Source organism: Stenotrophomonas sp. P5_A9 (genome assembly GCF_056400525.1).
On the sequence record NZ_JBFULC010000021.1, the window covers coordinates 1 to 24,777 of the forward strand.

At 67.4% G+C, this 24,777-nt stretch carries 19 protein-coding genes and 2 pseudogenes; 7 read left to right on the top strand and 14 right to left on the bottom strand.

Annotated features, from left to right (window positions below):
* Positions 1-671: 671 nt before the first annotated feature.
* Positions 672-2,873, top strand: a complete 2,202-nt coding sequence (locus AC1DR7_RS08765; protein WP_457320784.1) for a TonB-dependent siderophore receptor — start codon at positions 672-674, stop codon at positions 2,871-2,873.
* A 189-nt stretch (positions 2,874-3,062) separates the two neighbouring features.
* On the opposite strand, the pseudogene AC1DR7_RS08770 reads toward AC1DR7_RS08765, so the two are convergent.
* From AC1DR7_RS08770 to AC1DR7_RS08795, 6 genes and pseudogenes are all read right to left on the bottom strand, one after another.
* Positions 3,063-4,283 (bottom strand): annotated as a pseudogene (locus AC1DR7_RS08770) (MFS transporter); the annotation flags it as partial.
* Between the two features lie 168 nt (positions 4,284-4,451).
* On the bottom strand, positions 4,452-5,126 hold the full coding sequence (locus AC1DR7_RS08775) for a class I SAM-dependent methyltransferase (protein ID WP_457318686.1): 675 nt from the start codon (positions 5,124-5,126) through the stop codon (positions 4,452-4,454).
* Positions 5,127-5,298: 172 nt separating this feature from the next.
* A complete protein-coding gene (locus AC1DR7_RS08780) occupies positions 5,299-6,027 on the bottom strand; it encodes a DNA-formamidopyrimidine glycosylase family protein (protein WP_457318688.1) in 729 nt (242 codons plus the stop codon).
* On the bottom strand, positions 6,020-6,769 hold the full coding sequence (locus AC1DR7_RS08785) for a DUF72 domain-containing protein (protein WP_457318689.1): 750 nt from the start codon (positions 6,767-6,769) through the stop codon (positions 6,020-6,022). The genes AC1DR7_RS08780 and AC1DR7_RS08785 overlap by 8 nt, the downstream gene beginning before the upstream one ends.
* Positions 6,770-6,772: 3 nt before the next feature.
* Entirely contained in the window at positions 6,773-7,207 is a 435-nt protein-coding gene (locus AC1DR7_RS08790; protein ID WP_256776373.1) for a pyridoxamine 5'-phosphate oxidase family protein, read from the bottom strand.
* A gap of 150 nt (positions 7,208-7,357) precedes the next feature.
* Positions 7,358-7,798 (bottom strand): YbbD-related protein, encoded by a 441-nt coding sequence (locus AC1DR7_RS08795; RefSeq protein ID WP_457318690.1) that lies wholly within the window; start codon positions 7,796-7,798, stop codon positions 7,358-7,360.
* Between the two features lie 147 nt (positions 7,799-7,945).
* Here AC1DR7_RS08795 and AC1DR7_RS08800 point away from each other — a divergent pair, with 147 nt between their 5' ends.
* Together AC1DR7_RS08800 and AC1DR7_RS08805 are read left to right on the top strand one after the other, a co-directional pair.
* Complete coding sequence (locus AC1DR7_RS08800) at positions 7,946-8,260, top strand: metalloregulator ArsR/SmtB family transcription factor (protein ID WP_128096117.1); 315 nt, start codon at positions 7,946-7,948, stop codon at positions 8,258-8,260.
* Positions 8,261-8,290: 30 nt separating this feature from the next.
* The gene (locus AC1DR7_RS08805; RefSeq protein WP_457318691.1) at positions 8,291-9,703 is read left to right on the top strand and encodes a DUF2867 domain-containing protein; all 1,413 of its coding nucleotides are present in this window, start codon (positions 8,291-8,293) and stop codon (positions 9,701-9,703) included.
* Positions 9,704-9,719: 16 nt separating this feature from the next.
* Here AC1DR7_RS08805 and AC1DR7_RS08810 read toward each other — a convergent pair whose 3' ends face one another.
* From AC1DR7_RS08810 to AC1DR7_RS08835, 6 genes and pseudogenes are all read right to left on the bottom strand, one after another.
* Complete coding sequence (locus AC1DR7_RS08810) at positions 9,720-10,628, bottom strand: alpha/beta hydrolase (protein WP_457318700.1); 909 nt, start codon at positions 10,626-10,628, stop codon at positions 9,720-9,722.
* Positions 10,629-10,731: 103 nt separating this feature from the next.
* A complete protein-coding gene (locus AC1DR7_RS08815; protein ID WP_457318693.1) occupies positions 10,732-12,210 on the bottom strand; it encodes an esterase-like activity of phytase family protein in 1,479 nt (492 codons plus the stop codon).
* Positions 12,197-14,521, bottom strand: coding sequence for a TonB-dependent receptor (locus AC1DR7_RS08820; RefSeq protein WP_478052724.1), 2,325 nt, complete (start codon positions 14,519-14,521; stop codon positions 12,197-12,199). The genes AC1DR7_RS08815 and AC1DR7_RS08820 overlap by 14 nt, the downstream gene beginning before the upstream one ends.
* A 228-nt stretch (positions 14,522-14,749) precedes the next feature.
* Positions 14,750-15,886 carry a metallophosphoesterase gene (locus AC1DR7_RS08825; RefSeq protein WP_457318696.1) on the bottom strand — a complete coding sequence of 379 codons (1,137 nt, stop codon included), beginning with the start codon at positions 15,884-15,886 and terminating at the stop codon, positions 14,750-14,752.
* Between the two features lie 310 nt (positions 15,887-16,196).
* A pseudogene (locus tag AC1DR7_RS08830) lies at positions 16,197-16,592 on the bottom strand (DUF1801 domain-containing protein); the annotation flags it as partial.
* Between the two features lie 87 nt (positions 16,593-16,679).
* Positions 16,680-17,183 carry a GNAT family N-acetyltransferase gene (locus AC1DR7_RS08835; RefSeq protein ID WP_457318697.1) on the bottom strand — a complete coding sequence of 168 codons (504 nt, stop codon included), beginning with the start codon at positions 17,181-17,183 and terminating at the stop codon, positions 16,680-16,682.
* Positions 17,184-17,344: 161 nt separating this feature from the next.
* Here AC1DR7_RS08835 and AC1DR7_RS08840 point away from each other — a divergent pair, with 161 nt between their 5' ends.
* The 3 genes from AC1DR7_RS08840 to AC1DR7_RS08850 all read left to right on the top strand — a co-directional run bounded on the left by AC1DR7_RS08840 (position 17,345) and on the right by AC1DR7_RS08850 (position 21,218).
* On the top strand, positions 17,345-17,914 hold the full coding sequence (locus tag AC1DR7_RS08840; RefSeq protein ID WP_457318698.1) for a TetR/AcrR family transcriptional regulator: 570 nt from the start codon (positions 17,345-17,347) through the stop codon (positions 17,912-17,914).
* Between the two features lie 112 nt (positions 17,915-18,026).
* Positions 18,027-19,088, top strand: a complete 1,062-nt coding sequence (locus AC1DR7_RS08845) for an MBL fold metallo-hydrolase (RefSeq protein ID WP_478051827.1) — start codon at positions 18,027-18,029, stop codon at positions 19,086-19,088.
* A 126-nt stretch (positions 19,089-19,214) separates the two neighbouring features.
* Positions 19,215-21,218, top strand: coding sequence for a hypothetical protein (locus tag AC1DR7_RS08850; protein WP_478051823.1), 2,004 nt, complete (start codon positions 19,215-19,217; stop codon positions 21,216-21,218).
* Between the two features lie 117 nt (positions 21,219-21,335).
* On the opposite strand, the gene AC1DR7_RS08855 is transcribed toward AC1DR7_RS08850, so the two are convergent.
* A complete protein-coding gene (locus AC1DR7_RS08855) occupies positions 21,336-22,361 on the bottom strand; it encodes an AI-2E family transporter (protein WP_256776382.1) in 1,026 nt (341 codons plus the stop codon).
* 261 nt (positions 22,362-22,622) lie between these two features.
* Complete coding sequence (locus AC1DR7_RS08860; RefSeq protein WP_478051825.1) at positions 22,623-23,627, bottom strand: LacI family DNA-binding transcriptional regulator; 1,005 nt, start codon at positions 23,625-23,627, stop codon at positions 22,623-22,625.
* Between the two features lie 95 nt (positions 23,628-23,722).
* Here AC1DR7_RS08860 and AC1DR7_RS08865 point away from each other — a divergent pair, with 95 nt between their 5' ends.
* Positions 23,723-24,775: a sugar phosphate isomerase/epimerase family protein gene (locus tag AC1DR7_RS08865; RefSeq protein WP_457319219.1), complete on the top strand. Its 1,053-nt coding sequence runs from the start codon at positions 23,723-23,725 to the stop codon at positions 24,773-24,775.
* Positions 24,776-24,777 lie beyond the last annotated feature (2 nt).

Below are 24,777 nucleotides of genomic sequence, written 5' to 3' on the forward strand. Positions count from 1 at the left end.
ATCCAGGTATTTTTTGCACACATCGATCCCGATTCCGCTCATGGGAAATCTCCGCTAGGCTGGATAGGTCGAGAGCTCCCCCGCTTGCCCAGTCTTATCACTTCGAGTGCTACCTCGAGCAACTGTTCGGGCGGACCAAGGGAGATTCCGGCGTGGGCGCCAAGCTACAAGTCGATCGTCGAGATCCAGGCTCCTACGGCGGCCCACGCCGGCTCTCGACGCCTACGCTGCCAGATTCCAAACAGATAACGCTCCTGGGCAAAATAAAGGAGGAGGCCGCTTGCGGCCGGGGGACATTTGCACCAGGGGCCTACCGGCTGCTACGGGGCCCTCACGCTCGCGGCAATCTCGAGCGAAGAGCCACGGCTCCAACCATCGCACCGCGGTTCCACTCCTATAACACGGCTCTCCCGCTCAACCCGAATTAAGGAATTGTAAAGCGAATGAGAACGCTTTACATTTACACCCCCTGCGCTGCCGGCGCGGGCCTGGCCGGAATCCAAGGACGGCCGCCGGGCCCTGCTCACCACCCACGGCCGCAACGGCGCCGACCCACCGTCGGGTTCCACCCACCCCTCAGAAGGATCTAAACGCCAGGCGCTTCCGGTGCCCGGCCTGCCGTGCCCGCTGCCTGCTGCTTCCCCCTCCGAGACCGATTCGAGACCCTGCGCATGACCTTCCGCGATCTTCCGCCCCGCTCCTTCCGCCACGCCCCGCTGAGCCTGGCCCTGCTCTCCGTCCTGTCGCTGGCCTCGCCGCTGGCGCTGGCCGACGCGCTTGCCGATGCCGGCGGCAATGCCGATGCCAAGACCCTGGACAAAGTCAGCGTCGTCGGCGACCGCGCCGCGCCGTCCAGCACCACCCGCCTGCCGATGACCCTGCAGGAAACCCCGCAGTCGGCCACCTCGATCGGGCTGCAGCGGCTGCAGGACGAATCGCTGTTCAGCCTCAACGACGTCATGCGCAACGTCACCGGCGTCAGCGTGTCCTTCTACGACACCCAACGCCCGTTGTACTACGCGCGCGGCTTTGCCATCACCGATTTCCAGGTCGATGGCATCCCCACTTACAGCGGGTCGACCAACCAGGAATACGACACCGCCTTCTACGACCGCGTCGAAGTGATCCGCGGCGCCAACGGCCTGCTCAGCGGCGCCGGCGTACCCTCGGCCACGGTCAACCTGCTGCGCAAGCGCCCGGGCAAGGACTTCGACGCCTCGTTCTCGGTCAGTGCCGGCAGCTGGGATTACCGTCGCATGGAGGCCGACGTGACCGCGCCGCTGACCGCCGACGGCCGCTTCCGCAGCCGCGTCGTTGCCGCCTACACCGACCGTGATTTCTATTACGACCGCTACAAAGAAAACAAGATGGCCGGCATGGCGGTGCTGGAAGGCGATATCACCGACAGCACCACCGTCACCGTCGGTTACCAGACCCAGGACAACAACCCGGTCGGCTCCACCTGGGGCACCGTGCCGTTCTTCGACAGCCAGGGCAACTTCGCCCACCTGTCGCGCTCGACCAACCTGGCGCCGAAGTGGAGCTACTGGCAGCGCGAAACCAGCACCGTGTTCGCCAACCTCGAGCAGCGCTTCGGCGAAGACTGGCTGCTGAAGATCAACACCGCCTACACCCGTGGCAACGTGCAGAACATCCGCCTGTACGGCACCGGCTACCCCGATCCGGCGACCGGCTCGGGCATCTACCTGCGCACCGCCGCCGGTGATTCGGAAGACACCCGCCGCAACGTRGATGCCTACCTGACCGGCACCTTCAACCTGTTCGGTCGCGAGCACGACGTGACCGTCGGCGCGCAGTGGGCCGACCTGGAAGGCACCACCAACACGGTCGCGCTGAACTACCCCACCGACTGGGCGCGCTGCGGCAACGAGCGCTGCTACTACATCCCCAACGTGTACGACTGGGATGGCGACATCTCCGAGGTGACCTACACCCGCACCGGCGCGCGCCGGGTGGCCAAGACCACGCAGAGTGGCGTCTACCTGGCCACGCGCCTGCGCCTGGCCGATCCGCTGGCGCTGATCGCCGGTGCGCGCCTGAGCCGGTGGCAGACCCAGACCCGCGCCTACAACGCGGCCGGCACCTACACCGCCACCAGCGGCGCCTACAAGGTGAGCGACGAAGTCACCCCGTACGTCGGCCTGGTGTATGACATCACCCCGCAGTTTGCGGTGTATGCCAGCTACACCGAGATCTTCAATCCGCAGAACTACAAGGACAGGAACGAAAACCTGCTGGCGCCGGTGCAGGGCTCCAACCTTGAAGCCGGCATCAAGAGCCAGTGGTTCCAGGGCCGCCTGACCGCCAATGCGGCCGTGTTCGAGGCCAAGCAGGACAACTACGCCGTGCGCGACATGAGCGTGCCCGATGGCTCGCTCAGCGATGGCAGCTCGGCCTACATCGGCGTCAACGGCACCAAGGCGCGCGGCTGGGAAATGGACATCAACGGCGAGATCCTGCCGGGCTGGACGGTCAATGCCGGCTTCACCCATGTCAAGGTCACYCGCGCGGCCACCGACCTGCTCTACGCCAACCCGGCCGAAGACCTGCTGCAGCTCAACACCCAGGTGCAACTGCGCGGCGCACTGGCGCGCCTGAGCGTGGGCGGCGGCGTGCAGTGGCAGAGCAAGGTGCAGGGCTACAACATCCCCTACCCGCTCGGCGGCACGGTCACGGTGAACCAGCCGGCGTATGCGCTGGTGCAGTTCAACGCCAACTACCGCATCAGCGACAACTGGACCGCTACGCTGAGCGTGCGCAACGCCCTGGACAAGACCTACTGGGCCAACCTGGACTACAACAACTACGGCGAACCGCGCTTCGTGGCGGCCAGTCTGCGCTGGAAGTTCTGACGGCGGACGCCCAACACGCTGCTGCAACGGACGGGTCGCCTGCGGGCGGCCCGTTTTTTTGGCGGCCCGGCACCCGGTAGTGCCGGCCGCTGGCCGGCTCCTCGATAGCCAACGATCCGGGAGTGCCGGCCGCTGGCCGGCGCCTCGATAGCCACCGATCCGGGAGTGCCGGCCGTTGGCCGGCGCCTCGGCGATCCTGGCATTGCGTGGAGCGGGCGCTGCGGCCCAGCCGGTGTGGCGCACCAGCAGTTCGGCCAGCAACGGCGTGGCGCCGCCGAAGAACGCGGTGGCCATGGTCACGCCGAGTGCCAGGCCGCTCAGACGCCCCTCGCCGGGGAACTGTTCGGCCGTGGCCGGTGCGGCGACCGCGCTTACCCCGCCGGCCAGGCAGGCCAGCACCACCGCCGCGATGCCGATCAACAAGGTCTGACCACCCGCCATCAGCGTAAACATGCTCAACGGCAGCAGCGCGCACAGCAGCGCCAAGCCGATCAGCACCGGGCGCCGCCCGATCCGGTCGGACAGCGCACCGGCCAGCGGCGTCACCACGATCACCGCCACCGCCGCCACGGTGGACAACCACAGCGCCTCCGATTCACCGACCTCGCCTGCCGAGCCCAGGAACGCCGGCACATAGGTGATGCCGACGTAGTAGGTGATCGACCCCAGCGCGGAAATGGCGAAGGTGCGCGCCACCGCGCCGCGATGGAAACGCCAGGTATCGCGGATCGGCGAGGTCGGTACGGTGCCAGCCGCCTTCTGCCGCTCGAACTCCGGTGACTCGTGCATGGTCGAGCGTGCCAGCAGGATCGCACCGGCCAGTGCCGCGCCGACGAAGAACGGGATGCGCCAGCCCCAGCCGTCCAGCTGCGCGGTGCTCAACAGGGCCACGGTCAACGCCGACAGCGCCACCGCCAGCAGTGCGCCGACTTCGCTGGCCGCAGAGGCCAGCGAGGTGACCAGGCCGCGTCGGTGCGTCGGTGCGGTTTCCAGCAGGTAGGCCACCACACCGGTGTACTCGCCGCCGACCGAGAACGCCATCAGGCAGCGCAGCAGCAACAGCAGCACGCCGGCACTGGCGCCGATGCTGTCGAAGGTGGGCAGCAGCGCGGTGGCCAGCATCGCCAGCGTCATCAGCAGCATCGAGGCCAGCAGCATGTAGCGCCGCCCGAAGCGATCACCGAGATGGCCAAAGCACAAGGCACCCAGTGGACGCATCAGATAAGACACCGCGAACCCGGCCAGTGTCGCCAGCAGCGCATTCTCGCCGCCGCCGAAGAACACCCGCGACAGCACCGTGGCCAGGTACAGGTACAGGGTGAAGTCGTACCACTCCACCACGGTGGACAGCCCGGCGATGATCATCGAGCGGGTGCGCCGTTCCGGCGCCAGGGGCGCGGGCACACTCATGCGGGTGCCACCGGCGCGGCGGCGGTGATGGGTTGTGGACAGCAGGGACGAAGGTCGAGCATCGGCGAAGACATCGGCAACAGGATGCCGCCGAGCCTACTGCACGCGGGGCGCCGACGGACTCACATCGCCACTACATCGCCCGCACGGGACGCCCGTCAGCGTTGCTCATCCAGCCAATGCCGGCACCGCGTCGCGGGTGTAGCGCAGCAGCCGGCCACGTCCCGGGGCATCGCCCTCGTCATCGAACAGCCCGTACGACTCGTTCACCGCATAGCCCTGGGTGGCCATCGCACGCGAGAACGGACCGACGTTGCCGCGGCCGGGATCGGTGAGCAGCAGTTCGGCACTTGGCCGGGCGTGGCGCTGCATCATCGTGGCGATCTGCAGGGCATGGCCGCGCTCGTAGAGCACGTCGCTGCCGATGATCAGATCGAAGCGGCCCAGTGACGCATCCGGCAGCTCCCACGGCAGATCGCGATAGTGGATGGCCGGCAGATCGTTGAGGCCGGCGTTGTAGGCCAGGAACGATTCGGCCAGCGGGTGGTGATCGCTGGCCACTATGTCGGCGCCTCGCCGGGCCAGCACGAGGCTGGACAGGCCCAGGCCACAGCCCAGTTCCAGGATGCGCTTGCCGGCCACGTCGTAGGTGCTCATGGTTTCAGCGAGCACGCGGCCGGCCGGCCAGATCTGCCCGAACAGACTCCACAACGAGGAATGGATACCGGCGCGCTGGGCGCGACCGGTCGGATCGGCAAACTGCTGCAGGTCGCTGAGCGCGCGGATGCGGAAATCGTGACCGGCGATCGGGATGGTGAGGACGCGGGTGGCATAGCCCGGCATGTGCGCTCCGTGGGACACGGGGAGGACCGCTTTCACAGGGGAAAACAGCACTCGGAGAATGGAGCGAAGCGGGCGGTCGGGAACAGACCGCGCAGGACGCACGTAACGGCGTGGGACGGATCCATCCTACAGGACCACCGGCGGCGGGTTCTCATCGCCCCGCCGGAGGGCGTCAGTACTTCACCTGGCAGTTGGGACAGAAGAACGTGCGCCGCCTGGTCTTGCCCGGATAGGTCTTGGACAGCGGTCCCCCACAGTGCGGGCAGGTGCGTTGGGTGTGCACCTGCCAATGGCTGCGCAGTTCAAATTTCTTCTTCCATTCCAGGAAATCGAAACTGTACGCACGCGCCTGCGCGATCACCTTGCCCAGCACGCGTGGCGGAATGTCGCCGACTTTCGATTCGGGATGCACCCGGGTACGGAACAGGACTTCGTTCTTGATGATGTTGCCGACCCCGGCAAAGATCTCCTGGTCCAGCAGCGCGTCGCAGATCAAGGTGTCTGGTTGCTGCTTGAGGCGGCGCCGGGCCAGGCGCGCATCCCACTCGGGCGACAGCACGTCGCCGCGCCAGTCGTAGGTTTCCTCCAATGCACCCTCGATGTACTTCAGCGAGGAGGCGTAGATGTTCAACTCACCGTTGTCGAACTGCAGCGACGCCCTCGGGGGCGACGGCTTGCGCTCGTCGATGCGGTAACTGCCGAACATCAGCATGTGCACGCGCAGGCTGAAATCGCTGAACTGGATCAGGAAGTGCTTGCCAAAGCTGCGCAGTGCCAGCACCCGCCGCCCTTCCATGCGGGTCAGGTCCAGGCTGCTGTTGCCCAGGGCGCGGCGCACCGTCTTGCCACGAAACTTGGCCGCGGCCTCACGCAGGATGAGGATGGAAGGACCTTCAGGCATCGCACATGCTCTTCTGCAGGCGCACGGCGTTGGCCACGGCGAAGCCGTGCGCGGTGTTGTCGAAGATCACCCAGGGCGCGTGACCACCGATGCGCCGGGCTGACACCTGCTCGGCCAGCGCGGCCAGGGCAGCGTCTGTGTAGTCGCTGTAGTACATGCGCGGTGAACCGTGCCATCGCCAGTACTGCCACGTCGGCGTGCCGCCGGGCTGGCCGGCCGCCGGAACGCGGGCCGGATCCACCGCCGCCCGTGCGATGCCGTAGCGCTGCAGCAGTGCGTCGGCCTGCGCGGTGAACCAGCTGGCGTGGCGCGGTTCGCATACCACCGCTGCCGGACTGCGACGCTGCAGAGCGCGGAAGAAGCTGCCCGCGCGTCGCGAATCCAGGGCCAGCGAGGGCGGTAACTGCAGGAGCAGGCTGCCCAGCGTGTTGCCGAGTCCATTTACTTCATCGAGGAAACGGTCCAGCAGCCCACCCACACCGACCAGTCCCGAGTCGTGGGACACCGTGCGCGGCAGCTTCACCGAGAACCGGAACCCCGCGGGTACCGATGCCGCCCAGCGCTCATACGTTTTGCGCTGGTGCGGACGGTAGAACGAGGAGTTGATCTCCACGGCAGTGAACCGCGTGGCGTAGCGGGCAAGCATGCTCTCGCCCGGGCCGAACAGGCCGGCATAACGGCTTGGAATGGACCATCCGGCGCAACCGATCCGGGGTACGTTCAAGGCGGGCATGCCGGCCATCGCTCAGCGCAGGATCTCGCCCTGGTCTTCGCCATCCCAATAGTGGATGCGGCTGGCGGCAACCTGGATCAGCACCAGCCCGGGCGAGTCCACGCCCTGCTCGAACCAGCGCTCCAGGTCTTTCACCCAGTGCTGCTGCATGATCGCCTTGTCGCGGATCAGCGTGGCCCTGCCCTGCACCGCCACGAACAAAGGCGGCTTGCCGAGCAGTGACTTGCTGCCGGTGAAGCTCAGCGCCACCTTCGGATCCTGCTGGATCTCCCGGACCATGTCGGTGTCTTCGGTAGTGAAGAACCAGCTGTCGCCGTCGTAGTCGACGTCGCCGTTGTTGCTCATCGGACGTCCGGCGATTTCGCCATTCTCGGCGCGGGTCTGCAGCATGGTGAAGTCGATGTTGGCCATCTTCTTGGCCAGTTCGGGCAGGGTCAGGGTGGTCATGGCGCATCCAGGCAGGGAACAGGGTTCCAGCGTCGGCGCGCGCCGGTGACTGCGCCGTGCAGGGATGCTGTCGTGGCCTTCACGCGTGCGTTCCACGGCGTGGCCCCGCCTTGTCACCCACCACTTCGGACGGTGGCCCACACGCGATTCTCAACGGCGATGCACGCGCCAGAACAGCGCTCGCCCACCCTCCCGCGGTATGGCCAGGAAACTCTCGGTGGCTGCCTCCGGCTCGTCGCAGCGGCTCACGCGATAGTGGGCCAGTAGGACCTCCAACGACGGCCACGGGTGCAGTCGGAACGCGCTCGGGATCACCCCATCTTTCGCCACCAAGCGACACTGCCCAGGCGGAAGCCAGCGCTCGGGGCCCGTCTCAAAGCTCAACGCACTTTCATTGGTGTCCAGATCATGCGCTTCGCGCAGATCCGTCGCGCTGGCGGGGATCCACGCTGGAATCCAGCCACGTCCTACCGCGTCGTGACGGATCGCGGCGGCCCTATCGGGGTAGGCGGCATACATGACCTCACCCGTGCACCCGGCGCCGAACGCCGTGCCGAGGATCACGGCACAAGACAAGGACAGCGTACGCATCAGACTCCTTCCGTGGTGTGTCCGTGCCGAGTATGCGCGGAACCGGCGTCAGGCGCGTACCGCGCAGCCCGCCGGGACGTCGTACGCGGCTTGACAACGCGGCGCCACCGGGCAACCATTAGTTAACGAATTAGTTAATTACCAGCCATGGACCGCATCTTCGAAGCCCTTGCCTCCACCGCCCGCCGGCAGATCCTGGCCTACCTCAACGGGGGCGAGCTGAGTGCAGGTGAGTTGGGCGAGCGGTTCGATTTCAGCAAGCCGGCACTGTCCAGCCACCTGCGCATCCTGGAGGACGCCGGCTTGATCGAGCGTGAGAAACGCGGCCAGTTCGTCTACTTCCGGCAGGTGCCCGACAGGCTCGCAAACACGCTGTTCGCGTGGGCCGCCGAGGTCTGCCCGGTCGGTGGCCCGCTGCAGCGCGAAAGCCGCGCCCGTGCGCGACGCAAGCCTGCCACGTGAAGTGAACCATCCAACGACAAGGAGATCGTCATGCTGGACACCACCCGTGTGAGTCACTCGTTCCCCAGTGTCAGCCTGCCCTCCTGTGGCGGAGGCAGCCCGGTGGAAGTGGCATTGATCGCCCAGCTCGGCATCGGTGCCGGCGACCAGCTGGTCCGCGATGCAGGGGTCCGTCAGGCGGCGCATCCGCGTTTCATCGACGCCCTGGACGAACCGTCCGCGCGCCTGGGCGGCATGCACCTGGCGCACGATGACGCCTCCTCGCTGTACTCATTCTCGGTGGGCGGGCACGGGCATCCCTTTCATCGCCATGCCGGGCCACGCATGTTCACCGCCATCGCCGGCAGTGGGGGTGCGCAACTGCGGTTTTCCACGGCATCCGACGCGCAGCTGAAGCAGGATCCCGCCGCGTTCCTGCATGCGCTGCGGTGCGTGGATATCCCGCCGGACTGCCTGTTTACCGTGCGCTTCGGCTGCGGCACCTGGCACCAGTTCGTGTCGCGGCATCCGCGCCACCCGGCGCTCTTCGCGCTGTCGTGCCATGCCAACGAGCGCAGCGGTGCGTTGACCGCGCAGCAGCGCGCGCGCATCGACGCCGGTGCAGCCGACATTCCCAGCCTCACCGAGACGCTGCCACCGGCACTGCAGCAGCTGCTGGCGCAGACCGACATGACGCGGCTGCCGGTGGTGAGCCTGTCGTTGCGCTCACCGGCACGGACAGCGTTGGCCGGTCTTTGCGCGTACAGCCGCGACCTGGTCGGGCGTGCACGCAGCCGCTTGGCCTGGCTGCGGCCGGCCCATGGCTACATCGGCCGCAGGGCCGCCGCCCATCCCATCCGCACCGACGCTTCCGCACCCACCGACTCCCTGCTGAAGCAGGCACTGGCAGACGATTTCGACCACGAGGACTACACCACGCTGACCCTGCCCCCGCGCAGTGTCGGCAGCCATTCGGCCGCGGCGGTGCTGGAGGCGGTGCTGGAAGGGTTCGTGTGCAATCCGCCGCCGAGCGTGGGCCGCTTGATGGCGCTGCGCAACGTGCTGGTCGCGCCGCTGCAGCTGCGCACCTCGCCGCTGGGATGCCCGGTGTCGTCACTGCTGTCCGATGACCGCGGCGAACGGTTCGCGCAGCGCTTCCCCGTGCATGCGCAGTCGCGCTCCAACGACGATCGCAGTGCCGAGGTGCTGCTGGGTGCCGACGACCGCCACCTGCGGTTCCGCTCGTGCGTGCGTGTGCAGTTGCTGCTCGATGGTGCCGCCGTGGTCGCACTCGGAACCCGGGTGCGCGCCCACAACCGCTTCGGTCGGCTCTACATGGCAGCCATCAACCGGGTCCACCGCCGCCATGTCAGCCCGGCCATGCTGCGCATGGCCGTTGCCCATGCGCTGGCGCCTGAGCTGGTGCGGGCAACGGCGCTGCAGCCGGCGGCCGGGGCGGCCTGACCCGGCCGGCAGAGGCTCAACCCCCGTCGTACGGCTCGCTGCCCGGGAATACCTGCAACAGGCTGCGGGTCAACGTCGTGGGATACACAGTGAGATGGTCCTCGCCGTCGATCACCGAGGTATCCACCTGCAGCCCTTCGTAGCCGCGCTGGCGCAGGCGATCGGCGAAGGCCTGGTTGTCCTTGAGCATGTCGTTGCGGGTGAAGTAGCGCGGCTCGGGCTTGATGGTCTCAAAGCTGCCGATCGCCAGCAGTACCCGCGCCGGCAGCGCGCGATGCTGCTGCGCGTAGGCCTGCTCGAGCTGGTCGATCACATGGTTGTCGAACCACAGCGACGGACTGGACAGGATGTAGGTCTGGAACATCTCCGGCCGCGTGACCAGCACGAAGCTGCCGAACAGGCCGCCATAGGAATGACCGGCGAAACTGCGCCGCGCCGGGTCGGTACGGTAACGCGCGTCCACCGCCGGCAGCACATGCGCGGCGAGGAAATCGCGATAGTGCGCCGCGCCGCCGTAGACCACGTCATCGCTGTAGTCGTCGTCGTTGCGGCGTACCGGACGGGTCGGGGTGTAATCGCGCGAGCGGCTCTGCTTGGAGGTCAGGCCCTGCTGCGGCGGCAACCCGACCAGAATGAAGTCCTCCAGGTTGTTGCCCCCCTGCCCGACCAGGTTGCGGATGCTGCGCACCAGCGGAAAGCTGTACAGCGCGTCGGTCACGTACAGCACCGGGTAGCGCCGCTCGGGGTGGGCTGCATAGCTGGCCGGCAACGCCACCCAGATCGGGTAATCGCGTCCGGCCGGGTCGTGCACGCTCCAGCTTTCGGTATCGGGCAGCACCACACCGGTTACCGCTGGAGCCGCCGCAGGCGCGCGGTGCAGCGCATCGCCCTGCGTCACGCAGCCGCTGGCCGTGGCCAGCACCATCATCGCCCCGAGACCTGTGTACATCGCTTTCATCCGCACCCGCCCTTCACCTGAAAGTGCAAGCCTCGCAATTCCACGCGCGCTTGCCAAGCTGACGAGCGGCTCAGTGCGGATCAGGCGTCGGCGCGGGCAACGTCAACCGATACACCAGCACCCGATTGTCGTTGTCGTAGGCACTGTCGCAGGCGTGACCCTGCATCACGCAGTGGCGTGCGATGAAATCGTTGTCGTTGCCCACCATCAGCAGCCGCTCATCCGGGCGCTTGGGGTCCAGCGTCGGCAGCAGGTCCATCGCCTCCCACTTCTCCGACAGCAGTGCGGCATGCGCGCCCTGGGCGGTGTCTATGTCCAGCCGGGCGCGGGCCAGCTGCACCGGGTCGAGCAGATCCAACAGCACGCGGCTGCGCGCCGGCACGATGCCGGGCTTCAACGCGGTGCTGTCGCGCTGCGCCAGAACCGACGTGATGCCCTGCTCATACGCACTGGCCGCCAGGTTGCTGGCACCGCGGGTATCGACCAGCAGCACCGACTTGTAGACGATGGGATCGCGCGAGTCGCTGCCCAGCCCGTTGCCATCGCGGGCCAGCAGCAGAAAGCGATGGTCGTCCAGGGCGCGGAGCTCGCTCTGGGCGGCGGTGCGGTCCTGCCGGCCCTTGCCATCGTGCGCATAGGTGGGCAGCTGGAGCACATAGTGGCCGATCGGCTGGGTGGGCAGCGGATCGCGGCTCACGTCGTAGACCATCACCCGGGTGTTGACGCGGCCGCTGGCGTCGCCCGTGGCGGTGTCCTGCACCAATGCGCTCTGCAGCGCGACGAACAGGCGGCGTCCGTCGGGCGACAGACCCATGCCCTCCACGCCCTGGTTGTTGCGCCGGCCACTGTCCGGCGCACGGCGCGAATCGAACATGACCCGCCCCTCGCGCCGGGGCTGCACCGCCGGCGGCGGCACGATGACCCCCTGCAGACGACCATCGGGGGCGAAGTAGTACACGTGCGCGGCGTACTCGTCGCCGATGTAGAAATGCCCATCGGCGGTGAACTGCAGCGATTCGGCGTCCAGCGATATCCTGCCCGCGCCCACGCCCTGCGCGGGCGATGGCAGCAGGATGCCGTTCTGCGTCACGGTGTGCTCGCCCGGATCCGCGCCGGTGAAGGGCTGCCCGTTGAAGTCACGCAGCAACAGCCCGCCGTCGGGAGTCAGGGTCACCTTGCCGACGCGCTCCCCCGTGCCCTTCTCAATCCGCAGCTGCAGGCGTTCCAGGCGCCCGGCGTAGTCGTAGAACAGGCCGGCATCGGGATCGTTGCGGCCGCGATCAGGCAGCGTCCACAGCACGCCGCGGTAGCCGTCAGCGGTGCGCTTCCAGCGCGCGGCATCTACGGCCAGCGACGAAAACGATCCCAGCGTATCGCCGAGAAAATCCAGGGTGCCGGCCGGCAGCACGCCGGAAGCCACCAGTACCGGCATGTCCGAAGACACGTCGGAAGACATCGGGGCCGCCGCGAAGACCGGCCCCGCCATCACTGCCAGCAGCCCAATCCACGCCACGCCGCGCTGCCATGGCCTGCCATCAGAAGCGGACATCGACCGTCCCGAACACCTGGCGCGGTGCGGAGGCGTGGAAGACGTAGATCGAGCCGGTCGGGTCGCTCGGTGCGAACACGCTGGAATCCAGGTTGCTGGCATAGCGCTTGTCGGTCAGGTTGGTGACGTTGACCGACAGTCGCACCCCCTGGGCGAAACCGATCCGACCGAAGTCGTAGCCGCCGGACGCATCGAACACGGTGAACCCGCCAAAGCCCTGGTCGTTGGTGTAGGTGTAGAAGCGCTCGCCGGTGTACTTGCCCCGCAGCGTGGCAAACCAGCCGTGGTCGCGCCAGGTGATCTCGCTGGCGAACATCTGCTTGGGCGTGTCGGTCTGGATCTTGCCGTCGATCGGCTGCACCACGCCGGCCTGGACGTAATCGGAGCGGTAGGTCGAGCGGTTCAGCGAGGCCGAGTTGTACCAGCTGACGTGCTCATTGGGCGTCCACACCACGGTCAACTCCGCACCGCGGCTGTCCACCCCACCGGCATTGTAGAAACGATTGCCGCAGCTCGGCCCCACCGGCTGGCGCGAATCGCAGGGGTTGTACTGCAGCAGGCGGTTGTCGAAGCGCACCGTGTAGGCGGCCAGCGAGGCCTGCAGGGTATCGCCGACGTAGCGGTAACCAGCTTCAAAGGAACGCGACTGTTCCGGCTTGAGATCGCCCTGCGCATTCCATGTGGCCTGGCTCACCGCCTGCGGCCCAAGCTTGAAGCCGCCCTGGAACATCGCGATGTTCTCGGCATAGCTGGCGAACAGTTCCTGGCTGTCGGTCAGGCGGACATTAGCACCCACGCTGGGCAGCGCGGACTTGCGCATCTTCAACCGCCCGGTGGCGAACTGGTTGTTGGAGCTGGCCGCGATCGGCGTCCTGGCGGTGCCCGGCAGCGCCTGCGCGTCGGAGGTGACGTGCGGGCTCTTGATCCCGAACTGCACGGTGAGCCGGTCGTCGAGCAGGCGCCAGGTGTCCTGGAGATAGACCTGTTTGGTTTCCCATCGGGTGCGCTGGGCGAACACGCCGACGTCGGCCTGGGTGCTGTTCATGCCGCTCAGGTCGCGCGGGCCGGTGACCGCGGTCTGATAGCGCTCGGCGCTGCTTTCATTGCGCTCGTACCAGAGGCCACCTTCGATGTGGTGCGCGCCCAGGTCCCAGTCGAAGGACAGCGTGGCACCGTTGCGGTCGATCTCGTAGACGGTGTTGCGGAAGATGATCGGCACTTCCTGCGGCGTGCCCTTGTTGGACCATGCACCGCTGTTCCAGTTGTGGCCTTCGCCATGGTCGTCGTGGTGGTAGGCCAGCGCGTGCACGCTGAAGCCATCGCTGGGGAAGAAGTCACCGGACAGGTAGTACAGGTTGTCGTCGCGCAGGATCTGCCCGGCGGTGAACGCCCCGTCCGCATCGCGGTCCGGTCCGGACGCGTCGCACTTGGCCTTCACGTAGGTGGCGGTGTTGCAGTAGGCCTTGGCCACGGCCTTGTTCCAGTCCGGCGCATAGCCGCCCCAATCCCAGCCCAGTCCGCGCGCCATTTCATTCTTGGACAGATAGAAATAGTCGGCCTGCGAGGTGCGCGAGGTATCGACGAAGGCGGCGATGCGGCCGTTGCCGAAGTTCCAGACACCCTTGGCGTTGAACTGCCTGGTGGTCGACTGGTTGTAGGCGCTCTGGTCGTTCCACATGTCCGAGCCCGCGTTCATGCCCGACACATAGGCCGAGAAACCGTTGTGCTCGCCGGTATCGGCGCGGACGAAGGTGCGGCGGTTGCTGTCGCTGCCGAAGGTCTGCACCAACCGTCCGCCCATCGTCGCCAGTGGGTTGTTGGAGGTATAGCCGAGCGTGCCGCCCAGGTTGCTGGTGGACGGCGTACCGAGGCTGCCGATGCCTACTGCCAGTTCCGCACCGGCCATGTTCTCACTGATCAGCGCGCGGTTGATGGTGAGGCCGTTGTAGTTGTTGTACGCGCCATCGCCGAGCGGCACGCCGTCCAGCGTGTAACCCAGCCGCGTGGCGTTGAAGCCGCGCAGGCTCAGGGTCATCGACTGCTCATTGGTGCCCAGCGCATCGGCCGACTGCGCATTGACGCCCGGCAGGATGTTGATCGCCTTCTGCAGGCTCGTGCCCGGCGGCAGGATGTCCAGGTTCTGCGCGGTGATGCGCTGCACCTGGCGCGCTTGCCCGCGACCGATCACCGACACCGCGTCCAGATCGGTGGGAGTGTCGTTACGCGGCACCGCCGCCGGGGCAGCATCGTCCGCCCAGGCCGCCGGCGTCATGGCCAGGATCACGGCGGCGGCCAACAGGGTCTTCTTCATGGTTCAAGCGCTCAGGCAGGCACGAACCACCGTGCCGGACGGCGCGGTGCTCGCAGGGAAAGAGGGGATTGAAACGGCAGGGCAGTCGGTGGACGGCTGCTGCCCGGTCGTTAAAATTCTTTCACTGCGGCATGACTGTCATATGACAGCCAGCGCCCATCGCATCCCTGTGCCGCTGACGTCCGATGCACATGAACACCACCTCCACGGGTATCGACCCGCATGACGTCAATGCGTGGCGTGGCCCCGCCGCAGCGTGATCAACGTGATTTCCGACGGCACGCCGATCCGCGCGGGAAACCCCGGCCACAGGCCGGCACCGTTGCTGACATACAGGGTCATGCCATCGACCTCGTAGCGGCCGGAGACATAGCCGTTGTTGGCACGCTTCACCAGCTGGTCCATGCCGACGATGTGGCCACCGTGGGTATGCCCGGACAACTGCAGCTTCACTCCGTGGGCGGCGTTGACGCGCGCCGCGCCCGGGCGATGGTCGAGCAGGATCACCGGCGCGGCGGGATCGGCACCGGCGAGTGCGGCAGTGATGTCCGGCAGTGGCAGCCCGTAGTTGGCCGCCACTGGATCGGTCACCCCGGCGATGGTCAGCGCAGCGTCCTTGCGCGTCACTGCCACGTGGCTGTTTTCCAGCACCTGCATGCCCTGCGCGCGGAAGGCCTGCATCCAGGCGGTGTACTGCGCGTAATACTCGTGATTGCCGGTGATCGCGATGACGCCATCGGGGGCACGCAACTGCGCCAGCGGGGCGAAATCGGCCGCGCGTGCGGCCACGCTGCCGTCGATGAGATCGCCGGTGATCACCACCAGGTCCGGCTTCAGCGCATTGCTGTTGGCCACCACCTTGGACACCCAACGGCCGGTGAGCAGGCGGCTGGCGTGGATATCGGTCAGCTGCAGCACGCGGTAACCGTCGAACGCCTGCGGCAGGTCATCGATGACCACCTCAATCTGTCGCGTCTGCGGGACAGCCATGCCCTGCCAGATGCCATAGGCGGACAACAGCAGTGCCACGCCCATCGCGCCGGGCCGCAGCCATGCGGTGCGCAATGCGGCCACGCCACGCGGGCGGCGCAGCAGGCGTGCGCCCAGCAGCGCGGCATCGATCAGCAGCAGCAACACGGCGCCCAGCAGCAGTGCGGTAAAGCCGGTAGCCAGCACCGCGATCACCGCCTTGGGAATCTCCGGCGACGCCATGGTCCCGGCAAAGCGGGCCACGATGCGATGGTGCAACGCCAGCGCCACCACCAGCAATCCAAGCGGGCCACGTACCGACAGCGCCATCCGCATCGGCCAGATCACACGCCACACCACGTACAACGCGAGCAGCACACCAACAACACTCAGCACAGGCACTTCCAGTTTCAACAGGGGGAGACTGCAGCGCCCGCCTCGCGGCGGACGTGCAGCGCACCATCTTTGCCGAAACCGTCCGCGCCTGCCACCGCGCATCTGTCATATGAACGAAAGGCATATGCCGGCGACGTCGCGCCCCCGCAGTGCGCTATGGCGTGGGCGGACGCGATGCACGCGTCGCAGCGACCTTCCTTGCCGCAGGAGCGCTGCTCGCCGCGGGCGTGCTCTTGGCTCCTGCCGTCGTCTTCTTCGCCGCTGCTTTGTTCGTTCCGGTCGGCACGACAGCGCGTCCCGCCTTCGCGGCCTTGCCGGCCACATTCAATTCCACTGCCGCACGGATCAGCGCCTTCAACGCCGCCGTGTCGATCCGCTCGCCTTCATGCACGTCGATCGCCCGCCGTGTGTTGCCCTCGAGGCTGGCATTGAACAGACCGGTGGGATCGTCCAGCGCCGCGCCCTTGGCGAAGGTCATCTTCACCGCGGTCTTGTAGGTTTCTCCGGTGCACAGGATGCCGTCGTGCTCCCAGACCGGCACGCCCCGCCACTTCACGCTTTCCACGACCTGGGGATCGGCCTGTTTGATGATGCGGCGCAGGGTCGCCAAGGTCTTGCCGCGCCAGTCGTCGAGGCTGGCGATCCTGGCATCGATCTGTTGCGAGGCGGACGTGGCGTCAGCGGGAACGGCGGCGTTGAGTGGCATCGCGGGGCGTCCAGCAAGGGGGCCTGACCGCGTTATAGACCCCGCCGGAGGCGATGACAATGCACCCGGACGGCAGTCGCCTGTAAATCAGCGCGGGTAGCGGTACACCTGATCGCCTGGGTCGCTACGCACGGCAGTGGCATCCAGCACGCCGCCCAGCCGCCGGGCGACGCCGGCCGAGGACGGGTTGTCCGCAGACACGCAGCTGACCAGCGTCGCCAGGCCGAGGGTGTCGAAGGCCCAGTCGCGCATCGCCGTCGCCGCCTCGGTGGCGTGGCCTTTTCCCTCGTGGCCGTCGTACAGCAGCCAGCCGAGTTCCTTTTCCGGGAACAGCGGGCCGTCATTGATGCCGACCTGGCCGATGCACTGGCCGTTGTCGGTCCGCTCGATCATCAGCGCGCCGTGCCCGAAGAACTGCCAGCAGGCCTGGTCGTGGCAGAACATCCCCCACGCCGCCCGCAGGTCGAAGGGACCGCCCAGGCCCACCGCACGGGGCGAGGCCAGGAACGCCCGGTAGGCGGGAAAATCGGCCTCGGTCTGTCGGCGCAGCAGCAGGCGTGGCGTGCGCAGCGTGATCGGGGCAGAAGGCATCGCGGGGCTTCCAGGCTCGGCAGACAGGCCGGCATGGTCCCGTGTCTCGCCGACAGCCGGCAAGCGCCGGGGCTGAACGGATCCCGGCCAGACCTTCGCCTGCACTTGCAGCGCAACCGCGCCCGGACTATAAATGAGCAAGCACTCACTTACTCATTCCCATGGCCCGCCCGCTCAGCGAACAGAAACGCGATGCAATCCTGGACGCTGCCGCCCAACGGGTGGCCGCGCAGGGCATTGGCGCGTCCACGGCGCAGATCGCGCGCGCGGCCAAGGTCGCCGAAGGCACGGTGTTCACCTACTTCGAGACCAAGGACGCGCTGCTCAACGCGCTGTTCGTCCGCCTGGAAACCCGGCTGTCGCAGGCGCTGGCCACCGACTTCCCCGCCGACGCCGATGCCCATGACCTGTTGCAGCACGCCTGGTACGCGCTGGTCGCCTGGGGCTCGGCCTACCCGGTGGACCGCATGGCGCTGCGCCAGCTGAAGGTGTCCGAGCGCATCAGCGAACAGACCCGCACCCAGTGCGCCGGCCTCTTCGGCAGCATGCTGCAGTCGCTGGAAACCCGCCTGGCCGACCACATCGATCCGCAGCGCCTGCCGTTCTACCTGGGCCGGGTGCTGATCAACCTGCTGGAGACCACGCTGGAAGCGATGGCCGCCGCACCCGACCAGCGGCAGCAGTTGCAGCAGGCCGGCTTCGACCTGTTCTGGAAAGGCATCCAACGTTGATTCGTAGCTTTGACCCAATAAATGAGTGCCTGAACACTCATAAGCCTGAAGGTGGCGCATGAGAGCCCTCCCCCTGCTTGCCGTCGCCTTCACCCTCACCGTAATTCTCGGGATGACCCTGACCTTGCCTATCGCCAACCATGACGCCTCGCCGCAGATGCACGGCGGCCACTTCACCAACGCCGCCCCCAAGCCGAAGGAAACCGTGACCGGTACGCTCAAACTGCTGTGGGAGTTCCTGTTCGACCGCCCTGCCGGCACCACGCCCCCGCAGGCGCCGCCGGTGCGTGCGATCACCGCCGCCGAACTGGCCCAGGCGCCCGAGCACAGCCTGTACCGCTTGGGCCATTCGACCCTGCTGGTGAAACTGCGCGGCGGCTGGTGGCTGACCGATCCGGTGTTCTCCAAGCGCGCCTCACCGGTGCAGTGGATGGGCCCCAAGCGTTTCCACGCGCCCCCGATCGCGCTGCATGCGCTGCCGCCCATCCGCGGCGTAGTGCTCTCGCACGACCATTACGACCACCTCGACCGCGCCACCATCAAGTACCTGGCCACCCGGGCCGACGTGTTCCTCACCCCGCTGGGCGTCGGCGACCGGCTGATCGCCTGGGGCGTACCGCGCGAGCGCGTGCGCCAGCTGGACTGGTGGCAGGAAACCGAGGTGGACGGGGTGCGCTTTGCCGCAACGCCAGCCCAGCATTTCTCCGGTCGCGGCCTGCGCGACCGCGATCGCACGCTGTGGGCGTCCTGGGTGATCCTCGATGACGGACTGCGCCTGTTCTTCAGCGGCGACACCGGCTATTTCGATGGCTTCAAACGCATCGGCGAGCGCTACGGGCCGTTCGATGTCACCTTCATCGAAACCGGCGCCTACGATGCCAAGTGGCCGTTCGTGCACATGCAGCCCGAACAGACCGTGCAGGCCCATCAAGACCTGCGCGGGCGCTGGCTGCTGCCCATCCACAACGGCACCTTCGACCTGGCCCTGCACCAATGGGACGAGCCGTTCGAACGGGTCAGCGCACTGGCCGCACAGCGTTCGATCGCGCTGGCCACGCCGGGCATGGGCGAGCGCCTGGACCTGGATGCACCGCAGCCAGGCACGCCATGGTGGCGCCAGGTAAAGGCCGCGCAGGAAGCACGCCGCACCGCGCCGGTGGGCAGCGCGATGTGACCGCGGTGGGTCAGCGCAGGGCCGGCACACCGTCAACGCCGCGCTCGCCTGCGACAGGACGCCCCGTTCTGCGCGCAGCCGGGGTGCATCTGCTACCTTGCCGGCAGCCGTCCGATCCCCCCTGCAATGCCCCTGCCGACCCAATCTGTGTATTTCCTGCCGCTGACCTCCTCAGCGGTTGCTGCGTTTCTTGAAGGTGCGCAGATCCCGGCCACCGCGCTGGAGCGTGCCGGGCTGTTCGCCGCCGCGCTGTGCCAGGGCAAAACCCATCACAGCGCTGCACTGACCCGGCTGATCGAGCAGGCGTGCGGGCTGTTTGCCGCGCATCCGGACGCTGCCGCCGCGCAGTTCCATGCGCTGGCGCCCCGCCTGCCGACGCGCCTGAACGACTGGCTGGAGGCGCTGGCCCTGCAGGGCGTGGTGCTGGGCCCGGAGGCGGTGGTGCAGCAGTTCTGCCAGCTGTCGCCGGACGACTACCCGGTGGACCCGTTCCAGGCTGCCTGCCGCACCACGCTGGAGCCGCACACGATCCGCTTCTACACCGATGCGGCGGTGGACCCGGACGCCCAGGACGCGACCGGCGGCGACGCCCTGCAGGCGCCCGCCTACGTCGAGCGCACCCACGATTACACCGCCGAACAGGCCCGCGCGCTGCGCGCGATCGTGGCCAACGACGATGAGCACATCGACCTGGACGCCTATGCGGGCGCCGGCAAGACCCACCTGATCCTCCAGCTGCTGGACAGCGCGACCCGGCGCTACACCTACATCGCCCCGCGCCCCAGCCAGGTGCAGGCCTTCCGGCGCCGGCTGAGCGGTGCGCTGCCGGTGGAAATCCTCTCGCAGATCAGCTTCGCCAACCAGGTTGCCGGCAGCGCGTTCCGCCAGGGCATCCTCGGTACCGCCTATCGCCCGACCTTCCAGATCAGCAAGGCCTCTTTCCGCGATATCGCCCAGCGCATCGGCCTGCAGCCGATCGGCAACCAACCGCCGACCAGCGTGCTGCGCGTGGCCTTCGACGGCATCGCGAGCTGGTGCCGCTCGCCGGGCGAACGCCTGGAGCCGCGCCACTTCGTGCGCGCGCTGCCGTGGGCGATGATCGATGCAGGTCCTTACATCGCGGCGGCCGAGCATGTGTGGCGCTGCATGTTCGATCCGGTGCTGCAGAAAGCCACGCTGCTCAGCCTCAACGTCGACCACATCGGCAAATGGCTGGCGCTGCACGGGGCGAAGATCCCGGCCACCTGGGGCACCCTGCTGATCGACGAAGGCCACGACATGAGCCCGGCATGGAAGGCACTGCTGTCCGGCTACGAAGGCTCGGTGATCAGCCTGGGCGATCCCAACCAGCGCCTGGTCGGACGCTCACCGCGCTTTGCCACCGGCATGAAACTGGAGATCGTGCATTCGGTGCGCCAGGGCCCGATGGTCGAGCAACTGGTCAACGAGACCGTGGCGCTGGATGCCACCGGCTATTTCGACGGGCCATTCGCCGGTTCGCCCGACCAGCCGACACTGGCCAGAACCTACCTCGCATGGGACGATGTGCCCGGTAGTGGCGCGCGCGTCTACGGCAATCCGTGGCGGCTGCTGGAAGAAGCGCAGCGGCTGGCGGCAGCGGGGGTCACCTTTGGCGTGCATCCGGACACACTGTCCAGCGTGGGCCGCGAGGTGAACCGCGGCGAAGAGGCCTATCGCGAAATGACCTCGCACGGCGGCAGCAGCCAGCGCTGGGAAGCGCTGTTGGCCGAGTGCAACGAACAGGACATGCCGCAGATCCCGCGCATGTTCATGCGCGGCTACAACCGCGACCGCTTCATCGAACTGACCCAGCGCCTGGCCGCCTTCCACGAGGCCCCACTGCAGTTGATGCTGGTCGAGCACGCCAAGAACACCGAGTTCGCGCAGGTGGCGATGTCGATGTGCTGCTTCCGCACCGGCTTCGGCCGTGGCTACGCGCACAACCCGGTGCGCGCGGCGTACACCGCGATGACCCGTGGCACGCAGCAGTTGTGGATGCCGGCCGGCGCGCTGGATGAGCTGGGGCAGAGCATCGCGCGTTACCAGACCAGCCGTGCGGAGTACCGGCGCAGCAAGGCGATCACGCCGGGGCGGCCGGTCCCTCGGTAAATCCATCCACGCGTGCCGCGGTGTTGGCTACCGCGTGTCGTTACCTCACGTTCGCTACCGCCAGGCCATGCGGCGCCGCCTGCACGGTAGCGCCACGCCCTGCGTGGCCGGCCTTCCTCAAATCCAGCGCTGGTCCAGCAATTCGCGCTTGATATACGCGTAGAACACCGGCGCAGCCACCAACCCCGGCAGACCGAACGCGGCCTCCATCACCAGCATCGCCAGCAGCAGCTCCCACGCGCGCGCCTGGATCTCACCGCCGACGATGCGCGCGTTGAGGAAGTACTCCAGCTTGTGGATGACCACCAGGTACAACAGCGCGGCCATCGCCACGTAGAACGACACCGACAGCGCGACGATGGTGATCACCGTGTTGGAGATGATGTTGCCCACCACCGGCAGCAGGCCAGCCAGGAAGGTGATCAGCACCAGCGTCTTGGACAGCGGCACATGCACGCCGAACAGCGGCAGCACCACCAGCAGGAAGATCGCGGTGAACAGCGTGTTGAGCAGCGAGATCTTCACCTGCGCAAATACCACCTGGCGGAACGCGGTGGCCAGCCGCGAGGTGCGCCCGATCAGTTCCTGCGCCAGCGGCCCCATCTTCGGCAGCGGCAGTTCGTCGTATAGCGCGATCATCGCGCCCAGCACCATGCCGATCAGCACCCGCACGCTGATCTGCACTACCGACGTGCCGGCGATGCCGAGCTGCTGGCGGTGGGTGGCGGCCCAGTCGTTCACCGCCGTGCGCAGCGCCTGCAGGTCCTCGGGAATGTAGGGCTGCAGCAGCGCCGGCACCTGGTGGCGGGAGGTATTGAGGATGTCCATGAGGCGCATCAGCAGCGCATCGGGTCCGCCGGTTTCGGTGCGGAAGAACGAGGCGATGCCGATCGCGGCCAGTGCCAGCACGCCGATGATCAGCGCCGACAGCACGATCACCGAGTAGGCACGCGCGCGCCCTGGCGGCAACTTGCCCTCAACGGTGGAGGCCAGCAGATGGGTCAGGTGGAACACCAGCAGCCCCGACAGCAGCGTCACCACCAGGCCCAGCTTGAGTGCCAGCCACATCCCCAGCAACATCAGCAACCAGGCCGCGATGCGGGCGGTGGGGGGCTTGGGCAAGGTGGGGATCACAAGGGACATGGCGGCGCATCCTGGCAGGTGGCCCATGGTAGTGGATGCGGCACCGGCCGCTGCGGGCAACCTGAAAGTGCTGTTCAAGGAACGCGCGTGCCGGACTGCGGAGGCAGGGCCTGCACCGTGCCGGCGCCCGCCGATGCGCGCGGCGCCGGAAGAGGCGAGCGCGAACCGATTGTAGAGCCACCCCATGGGTGGCTGCGGTGCCGATCCAATTCCACGTGCAGCCACCCATGGGGTGGCTCTACCGGTTTGGCCTGCCGTCCCCTACTCCCGGGGCGCGGCAGTCGAGCCCCGTACCATCATGCTGAAATCCAGCGTTTGCTGGAGCGGCACATCAATCCGTTCGATGATGGCGAGCAGCAGCTTGACCGAACGCTCGCCGATCTCCCGCATGGGTTGCCGGATGGTCGTCAACGGCGGCGTGAGGTATTGGGAAGACGCCAGGTCGTCGAAGCCGACGATGGACAGGTCCTGCGGTACGCGGATGCCCCTGTCCCGGCAGGCGGCCAGGACGCCCAGCGCCATCTGGTCGCTGAAGCAGAACACGGCGGTCGGCACCGTCGCGCTGGTCAACAGCGCCACCCCGGCTGCATGCCCGGATTCCACGGAGAAGTCACCCGGGACAACGCTCAGGTGACGCAGGCGACCGCGCGCCTTGCCGGCTGCCCGAACCCCTTCCAGTCGCTGCTGGTGCAGGGGATTGTCCGGCGGCCCCCCCACGACGGCGATGCGCTCGTGTCCCAGGCCATACAAGTGGTCCATCACCGCGCGCGCGGCGGCCGCGTTGTCGATGTGGACGCTGGGGATGCCCAGCGCGGGATCGAACTCGCAGCCGTTGACCACCGGCGCGGCAATGCCCTGCTGCTGGACGATGTCACGTGCCGTAGGCGGGAGGCGATGCCCCAGCACGATCAGGCCGTCGGCCTCGTTGCGCCGGAGCATCTGCGCGTAGCGCTCCTCGCGCTCGGGCAGGTTCTGGGTATCGCCCAGCAGTACAGCGTAGCCAACGGCCTGCGCCGCGTCCTCCGCGCCCTGCAGGATCTGGGCGAAGAACGGGTTGGCGATGTCCGGCACGGTGACCAGTATCTTGCCGCTGCGCTGGGTCTTGAGCGTTCTGGCCACCGTGTTGGGGACATAGCCCAAGGCGGCGGCGGCCTGCTCGATGCGCGTGCGCGTGGCCGGCAGCACTTTCTCCGGTCGGGACAGCGCGCGCGACACCGTGCCGGCCGAGACGCCGACGTGCTTTGCAATGTCGTAGATGGTGGCCATGGCGTTACCTCTTCCTTCCGCTGTGCAGTGCACAACGGGTCTTTCAAATGCCCCTGCTAGGATAATGCAATCGATTGCATCGAGGGCGAATCCTCTTGAAAACGCTCAAGGGTCCAGCGCTGTTCCTGGCGCAGTTCATCGGCGACACACCTCCTTTTGATCGGCTGGACACGCTGTCCGGCTGGGCCGCGGGGCTGGGCTATTCTGGCGTACAAGTACCCACCAGCGCGCCCCACCTGTTCGATCTGGCCGAGGCGGCGCGCAGCCAGGCCTACTGCGACGACATCGCCGGCATGCTGGCCGGGCATGGCCTGCAGATCACCGAGCTGTCCACCCACCTGCAAGGGCAGCTGGTCGCGGTCCATCCCGCTTATGACAGCCTGTTCGATGGGTTCGCGCCGCCGGACAAGCGTGGCGATCCGGCTGCCCGCCAAGCCTGGGCGGTGGAGCAGTTGATGCTCGCGGCCAAGGCCAGCGAGCGTCTTGGGCTGGCGGCGCACGCCACCTTCTCCGGCGCGCTGGCCTGGCCCTACTTCTATCCCTGGCCGCAACGCCCGCCGGGGCTGGTGGACGAAGCCTTCGCCGAACTCGGCCGCCGCTGGCGTCCCATCCTGGATGCGTTCGACGCCTGCGGCGTGGACCTGTGCTTCGAGATCCACCCGGGCGAGGACCTGCACGACGGCGCGACCTTCGAGCGCTTCCTCGACGTGGTGGACCATCACCCCCGCGCAAAGATCCTGTACGACCCCAGCCACCTGCTGCTTCAGCAGATGGACTACCTCGGCTTCATCGACCGCTACCACGCGCGCATCGGCATCTTCCACGTCAAGGACGCGGAGTATCACGCCAGTGCGCGCAGTGGCGTCTACGGCGGATACCAGGACTGGATCGATCGTCCGGGGCGGTTCCGCTCGCTCGGGGACGGCCAGATCGACTTCAAGGCGATCTTCTCCAAATTCGCCCAATACGATTTCCCCGGCTGGGCGGTGCTGGAGTGGGAGTGCTGCCTGAAGCACCCGGAAGACGGCGCACGCGAAGGCGCCGCCTTCATTCGCGACCACATCATCCACGTGACCGAGCGCGCCTTCGACGACTTTGCCGACAGCGGCACCGATCCTGGATCACTGCGCCGCATGCTGGGGATCTGAGC